16 protein-coding genes and 1 pseudogene are annotated in these 15,143 nt (G+C 65.4%); 8 read left to right on the top strand and 9 right to left on the bottom strand.

What is annotated here, in order from left to right; translation table 11 throughout:
- Positions 1-8: 8 nt before the first annotated feature.
- The 3 genes and pseudogenes from AC1MB9_RS06800 to AC1MB9_RS06810 all read right to left on the bottom strand — a co-directional run bounded on the left by AC1MB9_RS06800 (position 9) and on the right by AC1MB9_RS06810 (position 4,280).
- Positions 9-656 carry a phosphoribosyltransferase gene (locus tag AC1MB9_RS06800; protein WP_479964271.1) on the bottom strand — a complete coding sequence of 216 codons (648 nt, stop codon included), beginning with the start codon at positions 654-656 and terminating at the stop codon, positions 9-11.
- Positions 657-806: 150 nt separating this feature from the next.
- Positions 807-3,465, bottom strand: a pseudogene (gene ppdK / locus AC1MB9_RS06805) (pyruvate, phosphate dikinase).
- A gap of 77 nt (positions 3,466-3,542) precedes the next feature.
- A complete protein-coding gene (locus AC1MB9_RS06810; protein ID WP_479964272.1) occupies positions 3,543-4,280 on the bottom strand; it encodes a hypothetical protein in 738 nt (245 codons plus the stop codon).
- Positions 4,281-4,467: 187 nt separating this feature from the next.
- On the opposite strand from AC1MB9_RS06810, the gene AC1MB9_RS06815 reads away from it, so the two are divergent.
- A complete protein-coding gene (locus AC1MB9_RS06815) occupies positions 4,468-4,683 on the top strand; it encodes a dodecin (protein ID WP_479964273.1) in 216 nt (71 codons plus the stop codon).
- Positions 4,684-4,713: 30 nt separating this feature from the next.
- On the opposite strand, the gene AC1MB9_RS06820 is transcribed toward AC1MB9_RS06815, so the two are convergent.
- Positions 4,714-5,085, bottom strand: a complete 372-nt coding sequence (locus AC1MB9_RS06820; protein WP_479964274.1) for a VOC family protein — start codon at positions 5,083-5,085, stop codon at positions 4,714-4,716.
- 211 nt (positions 5,086-5,296) lie between these two features.
- Between AC1MB9_RS06820 and AC1MB9_RS06825 the strand changes: the two genes are divergently transcribed.
- Together AC1MB9_RS06825 and AC1MB9_RS06830 are read left to right on the top strand one after the other, a co-directional pair.
- The gene (locus AC1MB9_RS06825; RefSeq protein WP_479964275.1) at positions 5,297-6,133 is read left to right on the top strand and encodes a sigma factor; all 837 of its coding nucleotides are present in this window, start codon (positions 5,297-5,299) and stop codon (positions 6,131-6,133) included.
- A 106-nt stretch (positions 6,134-6,239) separates the two neighbouring features.
- Positions 6,240-6,476 (top strand): hypothetical protein, encoded by a 237-nt coding sequence (locus AC1MB9_RS06830; RefSeq protein ID WP_479964276.1) that lies wholly within the window; start codon positions 6,240-6,242, stop codon positions 6,474-6,476.
- A gap of 101 nt (positions 6,477-6,577) precedes the next feature.
- On the opposite strand, the gene AC1MB9_RS06835 is transcribed toward AC1MB9_RS06830, so the two are convergent.
- From AC1MB9_RS06835 to AC1MB9_RS06845, 3 genes are all read right to left on the bottom strand, one after another.
- The gene (locus tag AC1MB9_RS06835) at positions 6,578-6,751 is read right to left on the bottom strand and encodes a hypothetical protein (protein WP_479964277.1); all 174 of its coding nucleotides are present in this window, start codon (positions 6,749-6,751) and stop codon (positions 6,578-6,580) included.
- A 110-nt stretch (positions 6,752-6,861) separates the two neighbouring features.
- On the bottom strand, positions 6,862-9,855 hold the full coding sequence (locus tag AC1MB9_RS06840) for a helix-turn-helix transcriptional regulator (protein ID WP_479964278.1): 2,994 nt from the start codon (positions 9,853-9,855) through the stop codon (positions 6,862-6,864).
- Between the two features lie 74 nt (positions 9,856-9,929).
- Entirely contained in the window at positions 9,930-10,151 is a 222-nt protein-coding gene (locus tag AC1MB9_RS06845) for a hypothetical protein (RefSeq protein WP_479964279.1), read from the bottom strand.
- Positions 10,152-10,524: 373 nt separating this feature from the next.
- Here AC1MB9_RS06845 and AC1MB9_RS06850 point away from each other — a divergent pair, with 373 nt between their 5' ends.
- Positions 10,525-11,700 carry an acyl-CoA dehydrogenase family protein gene (locus tag AC1MB9_RS06850; protein ID WP_479964594.1) on the top strand — a complete coding sequence of 392 codons (1,176 nt, stop codon included), beginning with the start codon at positions 10,525-10,527 and terminating at the stop codon, positions 11,698-11,700.
- A 47-nt stretch (positions 11,701-11,747) separates the two neighbouring features.
- Here AC1MB9_RS06850 and AC1MB9_RS06855 read toward each other — a convergent pair whose 3' ends face one another.
- Positions 11,748-12,083, bottom strand: coding sequence for a PNPOx family protein (locus AC1MB9_RS06855; protein ID WP_479964280.1), 336 nt, complete (start codon positions 12,081-12,083; stop codon positions 11,748-11,750).
- A 209-nt stretch (positions 12,084-12,292) separates the two neighbouring features.
- Here AC1MB9_RS06855 and AC1MB9_RS06860 point away from each other — a divergent pair, with 209 nt between their 5' ends.
- The 4 genes from AC1MB9_RS06860 (at position 12,293) to AC1MB9_RS06875 (ending at position 14,495) form a co-directional block, all read left to right on the top strand.
- A complete protein-coding gene (locus tag AC1MB9_RS06860) occupies positions 12,293-12,649 on the top strand; it encodes an ArsR/SmtB family transcription factor (protein WP_479964281.1) in 357 nt (118 codons plus the stop codon).
- A 15-nt stretch (positions 12,650-12,664) separates the two neighbouring features.
- Entirely contained in the window at positions 12,665-13,645 is a 981-nt protein-coding gene (locus AC1MB9_RS06865) for an SRPBCC family protein (RefSeq protein WP_479964282.1), read from the top strand.
- A gap of 132 nt (positions 13,646-13,777) precedes the next feature.
- Positions 13,778-14,113 carry a PadR family transcriptional regulator gene (locus tag AC1MB9_RS06870; RefSeq protein WP_479964283.1) on the top strand — a complete coding sequence of 112 codons (336 nt, stop codon included), beginning with the start codon at positions 13,778-13,780 and terminating at the stop codon, positions 14,111-14,113.
- Positions 14,114-14,129: 16 nt separating this feature from the next.
- A complete protein-coding gene (locus AC1MB9_RS06875) occupies positions 14,130-14,495 on the top strand; it encodes a DUF1048 domain-containing protein (RefSeq protein ID WP_479964284.1) in 366 nt (121 codons plus the stop codon).
- 112 nt (positions 14,496-14,607) lie between these two features.
- On the opposite strand, the gene AC1MB9_RS06880 is transcribed toward AC1MB9_RS06875, so the two are convergent.
- Positions 14,608-15,126 carry a GNAT family N-acetyltransferase gene (locus AC1MB9_RS06880; RefSeq protein WP_479964285.1) on the bottom strand — a complete coding sequence of 173 codons (519 nt, stop codon included), beginning with the start codon at positions 15,124-15,126 and terminating at the stop codon, positions 14,608-14,610.
- Positions 15,127-15,143 lie beyond the last annotated feature (17 nt).

The following is a 15,143-nucleotide window of genomic DNA, read 5'->3' on the forward strand; positions in this document are numbered from 1 at the left end:
CGATCGTTTCACTCGGTATCCCAGGTTGATCGCAGATAGCTGATGGTCTCTGCGTCGCTCAGCTGGTGGAAGTCGCGATAGAACTGGCCGATCGCCCAGAATTCGTTGGGTGCATGCAACACGGCAATGATGTCCGCCTCTGACTTGAGCTCTTCCAGGGCATGCGCCGGCGCGACCGGTGCCGCAAGAACCGTCATTTTCGCTCCCAGAGCCCGAAGCGCCGCGAGCGCCGCCCTGGCCGTTGCTCCGGTGGCGATCCCGTCATCGACGACGATGGCCACCCGGCCGGCGGGGTCTTGTACGGGGCGATCCCCGAGATACTGTTTGCGACGGCGGGCGATTTCGTCGAGCTCGCTTCGCTTGGTGCGTTCGAGGTTGGCGGCATCCGACCCGGTGGCGGCGTACACGTCGTCATTGATGATGAGCTGAGGCGCCGCTCCGCCGACAACGGCGCCGAGCGCCAGTTCGGGAAATCCGGGGGCTCCGATCTTGCGTACGATCAGCAGGTCGAGAGGAGCCTTGAGCATTCGGGCCACCTCGGCGGCCACGGGGACGCCTCCGCGCGGCAGGGCGTAGACGATCGGTTCAAACAGATCCAGCTCGGCCAGGCGTTCGGCCAGCAGCCGTCCTGCTTCACTCCTGTTCAGGAAGATCACGGCTGCCGCCTTTCGACATCGAGGGACGTGATGACAATGTAGCCTCGACGATGCCCGTTGGCTATGGGCGCGGGCCACACTCGTGCCGGACCTCGACCCCGTGCTCCCCCGCTTCAGGGCGGTGAAGCCGGCAGATGACACCTGTGAGTCTCAGGCGGCGCCGAGCGCCGACCGGCCGGCCTCGAGCCGGGCCACCGGCACCCGGAACGGTGAGCAGGAGACGTAATCGAGGCCGACGTCGTCGAAGAAGTGGATCGATGCGGGGTCACCGCCGTGCTCGCCGCAGACTCCCAGGTGCAGGTCCGGCCGAGTGCTGCGCCCGCGTTCGACGGCGGTGCGTACCAACTCTCCGACCCCCTCGGTATCGAGGGATTCAAACGGAGACACCGCGAAGACGCCGTGTTCGAGGTAGGTCGAGAAGAACGCCGCCTCCACATCGTCGCGGGAGAAGCCCCACGTCATCTGGGTGAGATCGTTGGTGCCGAACGAGAAGAACTCCGCCGATCGGGCAATTTTGTCCGCGGTGATCGCGGCGCGGGGCAGCTCGATCATCGTACCGATTTCGAAGTGGATGTCGACGCCTCTCTCAGCCTCCACCTGCTCGGCCACCGCGAGGATCTCTGCCCGCACCAGGTCGAGCTCGCGCACGGAGGCGACCAGCGGGATCATGATTTCCGGCCGGGCGTCCCCGCCTGCGGCGTTCCGGTCGGCGGCGGCCTCCAGGATCGCGCGGGCCTGCATGGTGAACAGGCCAGGGATCACAATGCCGAGGCGCACACCGCGCAGGCCCAGCATCGGGTTGTGCTCGTTCAGGCGTTTGACGGCTTCCAGGAGCCGGATTCGACGCTTCTTCGTTTTGCCGCGCAACTCGTCCAGTGCCACCCGGACCGACAGCTCGGTGTAGTTCGGCAGGAATTCGTGCAGCGGCGGGTCGATGAGCCGGATCGTGACAGGAAGTCCGTCCATGGCCTCCAGAATTTCGGTGAAGTCCTGGCGCTGCAATGGCAGGAGTTCGTCGAGGGCGGCCTGGGTGGCCGCCTCGTCTTCTGCCACGATCAGGTTCTCAACGAGCTGCCGCCGATCTCCGAGGAACATATGCTCGGTGCGGCACAGACCGATCCCCTGGGCGCCGAACCGGCGGGCGCGGTTCGCGTCTTCCGGAGTGTCCGCGTTGGCCCGCACCTGAAGGCGCCGAGTGTTGTCGGCGTGGTCCATGAGCCGGGCGACCGCGTAGACCAGGTCTTCCTCGACCGTCTCTCCTTCGAAGTGGCGCACCACGAATGACGGCGCGACGGGGACAGCACCGGCGAAGACCTCCCCCGTGGTGCCGTCGATGGAGATCAGGTCACCCTCGCGAACAACGCGCCCATCTCGCAGTCGAAACTCCCGCGCGGGGATGTCAACGTCGAGGGACTCGGCACCGCAGACGCAGGTGCGCCCCATTCCGCGAGCGACCACGGCAGCGTGGGAGGTCTTGCCGCCCCGGCTGGTGAGAACGCCGCGGGCGGCGACCATTCCGTGCAGGTCGTCGGGGGTGGTCTCCTTGCGTACCAGGATGACGTCCAGGCCCTCCTCGGCCCACTCCACGGCGGTGTCGGAGTCGAAGACCACCTTGCCGACCGCCGCCCCGGGGGACGCGTTCATTCCCGTGGCAATCAACTCGCGTTTCGCGTCCACGTCGAACCGAGGGAACATCAGTTGAGCCAGCTGGGCGCCGGTCACCCGGCGCAACGCCTCATCGAGGTCGATCAGTCCTTCGTCGGCCATGTGCACGGCGATCCGGAAGGCCGCCTCAGGCGTGCGCTTCCCCACGCGCGTCTGCAGCATCCACAGTTTGCCCCGCTCGATGGTGAATTCGATGTCGCACATGTCGTGATAATGATCTTCGAGGGTGCGCATGATGGCGAGCAGCTCGTCGTGCGATGTCTGGTCCAGCTCGCCGAGGTCCGCCAGGGACACCGTGTTGCGGATGCCGGCGACGACGTCCTCGCCCTGCGCGTTCTGCAGGTAGTCGCCATACTCTCCCTGCGAACCACTGGCCGGGTCTCGCGTGAACGCGACCCCGGAACCGGACTCGGGACCGAGGTTGCCGAACACCATCGCCTGTACGTTGACGGCGGTTCCCAGATCGTCGGGAATCTGTTCCTGGCGACGGTACAGCACCGCTCGTTCGGTGTTCCACGAGTCGAAAACGGCCCGCACCGCGAGTTCAAGCTGCTCATTCGGGTCTTGGGGAAATTCCCGCCCCGCGTGTTGGCGGATGAGCCGCTGGAACGTTGCCACCAATTCACCCAATTCCGCGATTCCCAGGCCGAGTGGCCCCGACCCGGTCTTTCAACTGGTCCAGGGCCTCGGAAAACACATCACGTTCAATGCCCAGCACGGTGTCGCCGAACATTTGTAGCAGGCGCCGGTAGGAGTCGAGGGCGAAGCGTTCGTCGCCGGACTGCCGCGCCAGACCCTTCACGGAGTCGTCGTTGAGGCCGACGTTGAGCACCGTTTCCATCATCCCGGGCATGGAGAACTTCGCGCCCGAACGCACCGAGACCAGGAGGGGGTCCTCCGCGTCGCCCAACCGTCGTCCCACAGTTTTCTCAACCCCCGCCATATGGACCGCCACCTCTTCGGTGAGGCCCGGGAGATGGGTGCCGTGCTCCAGATAGGCCTTGCAGGCCACGGTGGTGATGGTGAAACCCGGCGGCACGGGCAGTCCCAGGTTGGTCATCTCGGCCAGGTTGGCTCCCTTGCCGCCGAGGAGGTCTTTCTGGCTCATATTGCCGCTGGCGAAGTCAAACACGTAGCTGCTCATGCGCCCATAGTGCACCCGCTTTCGCGTCAAGCGCGAGGCTTTGTGGTCACTCGGCGTGGTCCAACGTGCGGCGGGACCTAGGAGAGCGAGAAGAGATAGGTCGGTGCGGCGATGTCGGTGATGGTGCTGGAGCCCGGATCGGCATGGGCGATAACTCCGTAGGTCATGTCCACCCCGGCGTCAGTGATGACTCCGGAAAAAGATGCGGGGAGCTCGAGCGTCACAGAGCGTATACCGAGCGCGTCGAGGAGGTGAACGCGGTTCGCGGGCCGGCCTGCGGCGACCGCGTCGAGATCGTCGCCGACCCGCGTGTGGTCGGCCGCGGCGATGGTGATGTTTGCGGGTGTGGCGGCAGCGGTAGCCTGCACACTGAATGCGGGTTGATACCGGGCCGCATCGCCCGTGAGCAGGGCCTCATCTGCGTACCGGTTCACCACGATGTCGAAACCGCCCCAGGAACTCCCATCCACTTCCGGGTAGTGATTCGACCGGTCCTGGTGACGGGTGTCCTGCGGTTGTCCGAGTACGGCGATCGCGGCGGCGACCGCGGCGTCTCCGTCCTCGGAGTACCGGAGTGAGACAAGGACGGCGCCGTTCTGGTCGAGAATGTCCGTCGTCTCCGCCCCGATCAGGATGCTCATGGGTTCGGAGGCCGACGACGACTCGGACGGGACCGGGGTAGCAGAGGCGGGAATCGCCGGTGACGCGGCCGTGCAGGCCGACAACGCGGAGGCAAGAACGGCCACGCCGATCACCGCGAGGGACTTGCGCACGAGGGACCGCACGCCCTGCCGGAGGGGAACAGACGTATTCACCCAAGTATCTAACGCCCACGCGCCGGCAAAGGCAAGGCCTTGCGAACACAATCATGGCAAGAGCAGTGGAATATACCGAGGATCAGGTCATTTGCAGGATGAGACTTCTGCTTGCTCTGGTGGCCTGGCCGATGCATGCGGTAGCATTCCTCAAATCCGTTCACTGACGAGCCCTCAGGAGCACACCATGTCTGAACATACCTATCGAGTCATCGACGTCGTTGGAACGTCGCCCATTGGCACGGACGAGGCCATCGCCAACGCGATCCGTCGGGCCAGCGAGACCATGGAAAACCTTGATTGGTTCGAAGTCGTTCAGGTCAGGGGCCATCTCGTGGATGGCAGCATCGATCATTTCCAGGCCCACCTGAAGCTCGGATTCCGACTCAAGCCGATCGATTAGATGCTCACGCCGTCGAGGGGTGGCGTGGTGTCACTGTGCCTCCGTGTCCGTGAATCCCTCGTAGAGCCCGATCACGTTGCCATCCGGGTCGCGAATGATCGCCCACCAGCTGGTGTCTGAGATCGCTTCCTTTTCCATTGCGACCGAGCCGCCCGCGGCGACAGCGGCAACGAGCGTGTCGTCGATCGAGTCGACTTCGACATAGGACCGAGGCTGAGTGAAATCCTCGCTTCGTGGCGCCAGTCCCCCGCCGCTGACTTTGTTCGGCGCCTGCCACATCGGGTAGCCCTCGAACCCCGGCATTTCGGCGATCTGCCAGCCGAACAGTCCCGAGTAGAACTTCGCGCCTTTGGCGAGGTCGCTCACGGGAATGTCGATGTGGGTGATGTCTCCGTGCGGCATGGGTGCTTCCCCTCGTCGTTTGTCCCGACTAGTGTGACCCGCCGTCGCTGTGGCTGCAAGGGTTCGAGGACGGGTGTTCTCTTCCCGGTGCAGGGTGGAGCCCGGCGACACCACGCGGTGACGTCAGGGAACCTGATCGACATCCCCGTCACACGGGGCGCCGTCGATACGTCATCCTTAGTATGAAATCCGGAATGGGGACGTGACGCTTATGGACCAGACGGCCGTTTTCGAGCGGGAGCGTCCACGACTGCTGCGTATCGCGGGGCGGTTGCTGCGGGATAACGGAGAGGCCGAAGACATGGTCCAGCAGGCCTGGCTCCGGCTTCACGGCACGGAAGCCGTCATCGACAACCTACCCGGGTGGTTGACCACCGTCACGACGCGCCTCTGCCTGGACCGGCTGCGGGTGGAGAAGCCGATTCTCGTTGACGACATGGCCTTCCCGTCGGGAGCCACGGACCCGGCCGACGAACTCGCATTGGCCGACACGGTCGGGATTGCGCTCCAGGTGGTCTTGGATCGCCTCACACCGAACGAGCGTGTCGCCTTTGTGCTGCACGACAGCTTCAGCGTTGACTTTCCCACTCTGGCAATGATCCTCGGCACCACTCCTGCCGCGGCGCGTAAGCTCGCCTCGCGTGCGCGCAGCAAGATCCGCCCGCTTGATGTCGCTCATCGGAGAGCAGACTGGCAAGTTGTTGATGCGTTCCTTGCCGCCGCACGGCAGGGCAATTTTGAGCAGTTATTGGAGCTGCTGGCACCGGGTGTGGTGGTCGCCGGTGATGAGGCGGCGATTGCGGTGGGCACTGCGACCCGGATAGAAGGACGGAGCGCGGTCGCGGCTATGTTCAACGGCGCTGCGAAGGCCGCGTTGCCCGTGTTCATCGACGGCCGTGCGGGTGCCGCGTGGTTTCACCGTGGCTCGCCACGGGTTGCGTTCGATTTCACGATCGTCGACAGTGTCGTGTTTCGGATCGATTTCCGCGCCGACCCGGCAACCTTGGAACACATCATCCGCCGTGACGCTGGCGAGCGCCGGAGTTGACCTGCCGTACCGAGCACGTCCACGGTCACAATCGTTGGCGCCCGACCGTCATACCTGTAGCGGACCTCAGACAGAGGCCGCTCGATCACAGTGAGGATTCGAGTCGATGAAAACAATGACCTGCCGCCAGCTGGGCGGCGCGTGCGAAGAACTCTTGCGCGGCACCACCGCCGATGACGTGATCAAGGCTCAGGATCGTCATCTCCGCGACGCGGTGAAGGCCGGAGACAGCACCCACGCGCAAGCCCTGACGGAGATGAAGTCGCGCTGGAAACACCCCAAGCAATCAATGGAGTGGTATTCGTCCACCAAAAAGCTGTTTGCCGAGATCCGAGAGGACTGACGTCGTGCCGGGGCGACAAGACGGTGACCGGCGGGAGAACCCTTCTGGCGTGAGCCGCGCCAATCGCGATCACGGCCGCGGTCGACGCCACCCGCAACTGGTTAGCGCCCCGGGTCGCGCGCGAGTCCCCGCTCGAGGAAATAGTCTCGCTCCCTCGGGCGGAAAAGTTCGGGTCGGTCGGCGATGCGCCCGTAGCCGTCGCGGACGACCTGGACAAGGGTCGATCCGATCGCTGCGAGGGCGATCGCGCCGAGGACGATGAGGAGAATGAACATCAGTGCCGCCTGTCGTGAGAAGTGGTTTCGGTAGAACCGAGATTTCTCTCTAAGAGGGGCGTGTCGCATCCGGCCAATGCCCTATCTGTGGGCTTGAGGGCCGGGCCCGCCTAAGGCAGCAGCGCGCCCCCGGCCGACTGCGGCTCGGCCGGGGGCGCCGCGAAGCTGCGGGCGACGTAGGCCGCCTCGGTACGCGTCGCCGCTCCGGTTTTGCGCAGGATATTGGACACGTGCACGCTCGCCGTCTTGACGCTGATGAAGAGCCGCTCGGCGATCATTCGGTTGCTGAGGCCCTGGGCGATCAGGTCCAGAACCTGAATCTCGCGCGTGGTCAGCACCGCCTCCAGCGATGCGGCGCCGGAGTGCCGCGAGTCGACATCACCGGATCCCGCCTTCACACCGCCGACCCGGCGTTCGAGTTCGATGACCCGCAGGGCGACGAGGCCCATTGCGATCCGCTCAGAGTCTTGCCGCGCCGTTTCCGCCCATAGACGCGCCGCTGCCCGGTCGCCACCGGCCGCGTGGGCCTCGGCCAGGCGGAGGGCGGCGTAGGGTGCAAGCTGTGCCGGTGCCGACGCGTCGGCGGCTGCTGTCACCGCGAGCATCCACAGGTGCGGATCGCTACCGGTCCGGCGTGATCCGCCGAACTCCGCGTTGAAGATTGCCAGGTGGGCCGGGGCGGTCGGCCACGCAGAACACGCTGCCAGGGCGGCACGCAGTCGCCCCTCGATGCCGTCGGCGTCAGCGTCGGCCTCGGCTGCGCTGCACCCGGGGACGGCCAGAGCCACTCCGGTCGCCCGCGCGGTCGTGGCGATGCGCGCGGCGATCACGAGCAGGGGCAGGTCGTACGCGGGAAAGGATCGGTGCTCGGGCTCGATCACGATGCTCACTTCCCGCCACGCGCCGGGGACGTCACCCCGGGCGAGCGCAATCTCGCCGGCGGTCGCGGCGAGGGAGAGGCGCAGTTGTGCGTCTATCCGAAGCTGAAGGTTGAGCCCACCACGCCAGCCGCGCAGCATCCGCTCCGCACGGCGCGCGTCGCCGGACCACAGCACCGACTGCAACTTGAGTCGTTGGAGGTGGGTGCTGAATCCGATCGGAGGGTCGAGTTCAAGCGCACGGTCGAGCAGGTCGTCGGCGCGGCTGCTCTGACCGAGGGCCAGCAGCGGGCCGATCACGTTGGACATCAGCATCACGCCCGAGGTGCGCTCGACACCTCGGGAGCGGGCACGCTCGGCGCCCTCTTCGGCGATGCGGATCGCGTCGTCGTAACGGCCCAGCAGATACATGGCGTCGGACTGATTAACCCAGTACCGCAGTCGTGCCGAATCGTTGCCGTCGGCGAGCTCACCCGCGAGGGCGAGGTCGACCAGGCCCGCGTCGATCTCGCCGCCGGACAGGCGGGAAAACCCACGGATGTTCGCGGCAACGGACATCCGCGGCCGGGAGCCCACGTCCAGAGCCTCGGCGTAGGCGGCGTCGGCCATATCCACGGCCTCGTCGAAGCGTGCCTCGAGCATCAGCCGGGCGGCGAGCTCGCCCAGAATATTCGCCCGGAGCACGCTCCGGGACGCGTCACTCAGCACGAGGAGTGCCTGTCTGAGCAGGGCGATCGAACCGACCTGGCCGACGTTCGCAAGGTAGGAAGCCTTGTCGCGGAGCATGCGGGCGTACAGTTCGGTGTCGGCCGGGCCGGACGCGGCGATGGCCTCGTCGATCAGTGCGATGGCACGGTCGCTCTCGCCCGCATTGCGCAGAATGTAAGAGGTCTCGGCGAGCAGTTCGACGCGGCTACGGCCGGCGAGGTTCTCGGCATCCGGAACCTGCTCCCACAACTCGATCGCGCGCTCCCCCATGCGGGCAGCAGAGGAGAAGGCGTAGGACTGGCGCGCCTGGATCATTGCAGCGATCGACGCCGAGAAGGCATTCGTCACGCTGTGCGCGGCCATCCAGTGGTACGAGATCGCGGTCGCATCGGCCTTTAGATCGCCCTGCCGAGCGTCAAGGGCCTGTGCGTACCGCGTGTGGTACCGCACCCGCTCGCCGGGCAGCAGTTGCTCGTGAATCGCCTCGCGTACCAAGGCGTGACGGAAGGCGTAGGCGGTGTCGTCGACGACGAGCACGCTTAAGGAAACGGCCTCCCGCGCCGCGTCGTCGATCTCGTCGGCGGTCGCATCGGTGACGAGGGCAAGGAGTTCATGTTCCACCCGCACGCCGCCGGCAGCGAGGAGCCGCAGGATGCATTGGGTCGGGTCGCTCAGTTGCTCATACCGGGCGAGGAGCAGGCCGCGCAGCGTCTCGGGGACGCTGTCGACGCCCGCATAGCGTTCGCAGCCGACGAGTTCCTCGATGAAGAACGGAACGCCGTCCGTGCGCTCGTAGACGACGCCAAGCTCGCGTTCGCTGGGTGTCGTACCGAGGAGCACGGTAGCCATCTGCTTGACTTGCCTGCGGTTCAACCGTGACAGCTCGCGCCGCTCGACGCGGCGGTTTCGGTCGAGTTCGGGCAGCCAGGCGCGGAGGTCGCTGCCACGACTGAGCTCGTCGCTTCGAAAGGTGAAGACGAAGAGCATGCGGGCCCGCTCGATCACCCGCACAAGGAAACGGAGCAGGGCGAGGGTGCCGTGGTCGGCCCAGTGCAGGTCTTCGATGATGATCACGAGGGGGTGCGTGCGTGCCACGTTTTCAAGAGTGCCGGCGACCGCGTCGTAGAGTCGGTCGGCGCCCCCTCGCCCCGCGGGATCGCCTGCTTCGGTTTGATCGCCGAGTTCCGGAAGCAGCACGAGCAACGCGTCGCGGGCCGGGCCCGACGCCTCAAGCAACGTCCGTTCCCCGACCTCACGCGCAAGGGCTCGGAGCGCGGCGATGATCGGGGCGTGCGGCGGCGCATCCCGATCGAGATCGACGGACTGCCCGCGCAGCACGATCGCGTCGGCGGCAAGGCCGGAGACGAATTCCTCGACGAGCCGGGTCTTGCCGATCCCGGCCTCGCCGCCGAGCACAACGGTGTTGGTCGTGCCCGCGATGCCCGTGCGGAAGGCGTTGCGCAGCGTTTCGAGGTCGCTCTCGCGGCCGATCAGTGACGGGCACGTCGTGGTCTGCACCTCTCTATGGTGCCACTCCTGGGGCTCCAACGGTCGAGCTCCCCGGGGCGGATCCGCTTCGACGGCCGTGCCGCTCACGGTGATGGATGCGGTCGTTTCGGCGACACCACGCCCAGCGGCGAATGTTGCCAAACTCCGCGCATCCGACGAGCAAGCCGCTGCGCCATCGTCAGCCGCACCCGCGGCGGTGCATCGAGTGCCCTCGCCGCTGCGATGCGGCGATATTCGAGTTCGCGGGTGAGTTCCCTTTCACGTTGCTGGTAGAGCCGGTAGAACGAATCCTCGGAGATGAGCATGCTGCCTCTTTTCGTGCGTTCGTGCGTTCGTGCGTTCGTGCACAGCATTGAGATTCCTCCCTAAGGTGGCCCACGGGCATCGGGCGGATGCCTTATCTTCCACGCCCGGGGCCTCAGACCTCCCAGCGGCCCCACGCGACGAACGACGCCGAGCAACACGACGGGTGGAGGGCGCTCCAGACGGACAGGATGCATCCACCTGATCGCTGAAGGCTATCCTCGAGATCAACACGCAAGGAGCCGAGAAGTGGGCAGCCGCTCGCGCCCGCAGTGCGGCTTGACGTTCCGGAGCGGCCGACCGGTCTCCTCGGATTCGGCGGACGCACCGGTGCCATGGTGATTTCACACAGGAATGAACGACGAAGGAGCGAAGATGCCGGATCGGGAAGCCCGACACGCGGAGTTGGCCGAGACATATCTTCCCGACGGCCTGTTGGAGCGGTTCCGCGAGCGCGCGGGCGTGTACGACAGGGAAAACCGCTTCTTCGACGAGGACTTTGCCGAGCTCAGCGAGCGCCAGTATTTCACCATGTTCGTTCCGACAGAATTCGGAGGCGCGGGGCTGACCCTGAACGAAGTCTCCCGGCTACAGCAGCGCCTGGCGACGGCGGCTCCGGCGACGGCCCTCGCGGTGAATATGCATCTCATGTGTACCGGCGTTGTGCGAGCGATGGTCGAGCGCGGCGACCGATCGCTGACGTACGTGTTTGCCGAAGCGATGACCGGCGAGATCTTCGCGTTCGGGGTGAGCGAACCCGCGAATGACTGGGTGCTGCAGGACTCGAACACGGTCGCGCAGCCGCAGGAAGACGGTGGATATCTGCTGACCGGGGTGAAGATCTTCACGTCGTTGTCACCGGTGTGGACACGCCTGATTACCCACGGGTTGGACAGCACGGACCCCGCGAACCCGACGCTCGTATACGGCTTCCTCGAGCGCTCGGCCGCCGGCATCGAGGTGTCGGACCAGTGGGATGTGCTCGGCATGCGCGCGTCTCAGAGCCGCGCGACTATCCTGACAAACGTGCGAATGCGGCCAGAGAAGGTTGCCCGAATGATCCCGACGGGGCGACAGCCCGACCTGTTGACCTTCGCGATCGCGAGCCATTTTCAGCTGCTGATCGGGTCGGTCTACGCCGGGGTTGCGCGCCGTGCGCTCGATCTGGCCGCGCAGGGTCTGCAGAGTCGGACATCGGCCAGGAGTGGCACGACGTATGCCGAGGTGCCGGAGTTCCGAGCACGCCTGGCCGACGCACACATGGAGTACATGGCCGTGCCGGCGCAACTAGACGCCTACAGTCGCGATGTCGACGACCTCGTCGATCACGGAAACGGATGGCCGTTGCGGCTGGTCAGCGCACGCATCAACGCATCGAACGTTGCGCGGCACGCGACCGAGACGGCACTGATATGCGCCGGCGGCACCGGATTCGGCAACGGACACGAGCTCAGCCGGCTGCTCCGGGATGCCACGGCCAGTCTCTTCCACCCCCCGAGCGCCGACGCGGCCCGGCCGATGTACGCGGCCGCGTTGCTGGACGAGAACTGATCGGGTGACAGCCGACGGCACCCCCGGTGCGGCCGGCCCCGCGACGCTCACGCGTCAGGCTGTTGTGCGGCAATCAGCTTCACGATATGGGTGCGTTTGAGCGCCTTGAGCGCACGCTGCTGAAGCGGCGTGAACGCGGCAATGCCCTCGGCGGTCGTCGCGGGCTCGAGCCCGACGATCTTCGTCGTCACGCCGTGGCGCACTATCTCACCGCCGTTGGCGGCGATCAGATTCCGATACCAATTGACCTCGGGCCCGTACGTGAGCTCGCACACGAAGCCGCCCTCGATCGGCTGCACAATGATCGGTGTCTCGAACGTCTTGCCGCTCTTGCGGCCCACCGTTCGCACAATCGAGAAGTGTTCGCTGCCCCGGCGGGCCATGCGGCCGGTCAGCCGGTCAGCCGGTCAGCCGGTCAGCCGGTTCAGGCTGTGCTTGATCGCGAACAGCCATCCGCGGCAGAGCTTCGATCCGAGATCCATGCGAGCAGCATGTCACACGGCCTGCCCGCCTGACCAGAGCTCACACCCCGTCCGCAGATCTTCTGCACAACGATTGCGAGAGTCGTCCACACCGACTAACATACAATCAAATGGTTGTATCAGAGCTTTCAGATCAGGATGTGAACCGCATCTTCCGCGCCCTCGCAGACACGACGCGGCGCGACATCATGCGCCGCACGCTCATCGCTGATGTTTCGGTGTCCCAGCTGGCGGACTCCTACCTGATGTCCTTCGCGGCGGTCCAGAAGCACGTTGCCGTTTTGGAGGAGGCGAGGCTTGTGACCAAAGAACCTCGAGGCCGTGAGCGGATGGTGCGGGGAAACCTTGATCGCATCCGCCAGGCGCAGCACCTCCTCGATCACTTCGAGGAGGTCTGGCGTTCGCGCATCGACCGCCTCGACATCCTGTTCACTGAAGACGATCCCGCAGCACGACCAGACACCTAAACCGAAAGGAACATCATGCCCGTCACCTCCGTCGAGAAGGACCTCGACCAGCTCACCATCACGATCGTCGCCGACTTCGCGGCGCCCCTCCGCCGGCTCTGGGATGCGTACACCGATCCCCGCCAGATCGAACGGTTCTGGGGGCCACCCACCTATCCGGCAAAGTTCGTACGGCACGACGCCGTGGCCGGCGGACGCAGCGTGTACTCGATGACCGGCCCGGAGGGCGACGTGGTCTACGGCTGCTGGGACTGGACTTCGGCCGATGCTCCCTGCGCGTTCGAAGTACTCGACAGGTTTTCGGATGCAGAGGGGGTGCCGAACCCCGACCTCCCGACCACACGCATGGATTTCGCCTTCGAGGAGACGAAGGAAGGCAGCCGTCTGAGGACGACCTCGTACTTCGACTCCCTCGAGCACATGCAGCAGCTCCTTGATATGGGCATGCTGGAGGGCACTCGCCAAGCCATGGCCCAGATCGACACGGTGTTGGCTGATCTGGCGTCATTTGCCGCCGAACGCGCGGCAGAAGCGCAGGTCCTCAGCGACACGCAGGTGCGGGTGGCCCGGGTCATCCGCGGCACCGTGCACCAGGTGTGGCGTGCACACACCGATGCCGGGCTCATGCAGCGGTGGCTGCTCGGACCGGACGGCTGGTCGATGCCCGTCTGTGAGGTCGCGACCGCCGTCGGCGACAGCTACCGCTACGAGTGGCAGCGGGATGGCGGCGAGGAGCGATTCGGTTTCACCGGCGAGCTACTCGAGTCGGAAGCGCCCTACCGCGCGGTCACGACCGAGGCGATGATCGGGATGGACTTCCCGGCAACGCTCAACGAGCTGACCCTCACCGGGGTCGAGGGGGGAACCCTGCTCTCCCTCGTCATCACGTATGCGAATGCCGAGCAGCGTGACGCTGTTCTGGCCACCGGAATGACGGACGGAATGGAAACGAGCTACCGGCGCCTCGAGGGACTGTTGCAGCCGACTCTCGCATAGTCCACTCGTCCATTTGCTCAGTCCCCCTGCCCACAGCGGAAGTTTTCGCTGTGGGCACTCTTGTGCGATCGCTATCTAGTGCTACTATCTAGCGGTAGTAAACCGCGCTGAGTAGCGGGAGGGAGCGGCTCCATGGGTAAGCAAATGACCGAGATGCTCAAGGGCACTCTCGAGGGAATCGTGCTCGCGACTCTGGCCGTACACCCGGCATACGGCTACGAAATCACAGCGCGGCTACGGGAGCAGGGTTTCGACGACATTGTCGAGGGCACCGTATACGCCCTGCTGGTCAGAGTTGAGCAGCGTGGGCTCGTCGACGTTGCGAAGGTTTCGTCGGAGCAGGGACCGCCGCGCAAGGTGTACACGCTGAACCCGCTGGGCAGCAGGTACCTCGACGAGTTCTGGAAGGCGTGGAGTTTTCTCGACGCACGCATCACGCAGCTCCGCGACCACGTAGAACTCCACTGAGAGAAGGAGAGTAACAATGGCCGCAGGATGGATCGAGCAGATCACGGGATCGTTCGAAGACAAGAAGCGCTGGCGGCGGTACAAGGCCCGCAAGGAAGACTTCCCCGCAAGCTACCGGACCGCGATCGACGGGCTTGAACGCTACCTCATGTATTCCGGCGCCGTCGTCAAGGGCGATGTCTTTATGCAGATGCTCGAAGACCTCGCCGACCTGATCGAGCGCGCCGCTGTCGACGGCAGCCCCCTGCGCACCGTTTTCGGAGACGACCCCGTGGACTTCGCAGACACCTTTGTTCAGAATTACGCGGACGGCCAGTGGATCAACAGGGAGCGCAAGAACCTGGTCGATGCCATCGCCAAGGCCGTCGCCAACGAGGCATGAACACGCCGGAACGGCATCCTCGTCGTCGCCTAGGCCGTCGCGATCACCATCTATCGGCGCACGATCAGCTGAGGCCGTGTCCTGCCGTTCGGGCAGAGAAAGGGGCCGTCCGTCAGCCGTTGGAGCGAAGCGCCACCAGCCGCTTCTTCATCCGGTAGTTGGTGAGCTGGACGCCCGCCTGCACCGGGTGCTGCTCGGCCTCGACGGCGAATCCGTACCGCTCGAAGAAGGGTCGGGCCGTGATGCTGACATCGGCTGTCAGCTCTGTCAGCTGCTCCTGACGCGCGTGAGCCTCAACATGACCGATCAGTTTCCGCGCTATTCCGCGTCGCTGGAAGCGAGGGGTGACGAACATCATGTCGATATGCCCCTCAGCGTCCACGTCAGAGAAGCCTGCCACCGCACCATCCACGACGGCGACATAACTGTTCCGCGCCCGCATCGCCGCATGCCAGGCCGGCAGCCCGCGCGCTTCTGGCTGAGCCCACGCCTGAATCTGCTCCGGCGAGTAGTCGGCGGCAGCGGTCTCGGTGACTGCAGCGAGAAAGATCGCCAGGGTGTCGGCGGCGTCCGCGCGACCATACGGACGAATGACAACCGACGGCCTGGCGGTGCTCCCGATCAACTCCACACAACCAGCATCCCACC

The organism is Cryobacterium sp. AP27 (assembly GCF_056680495.1).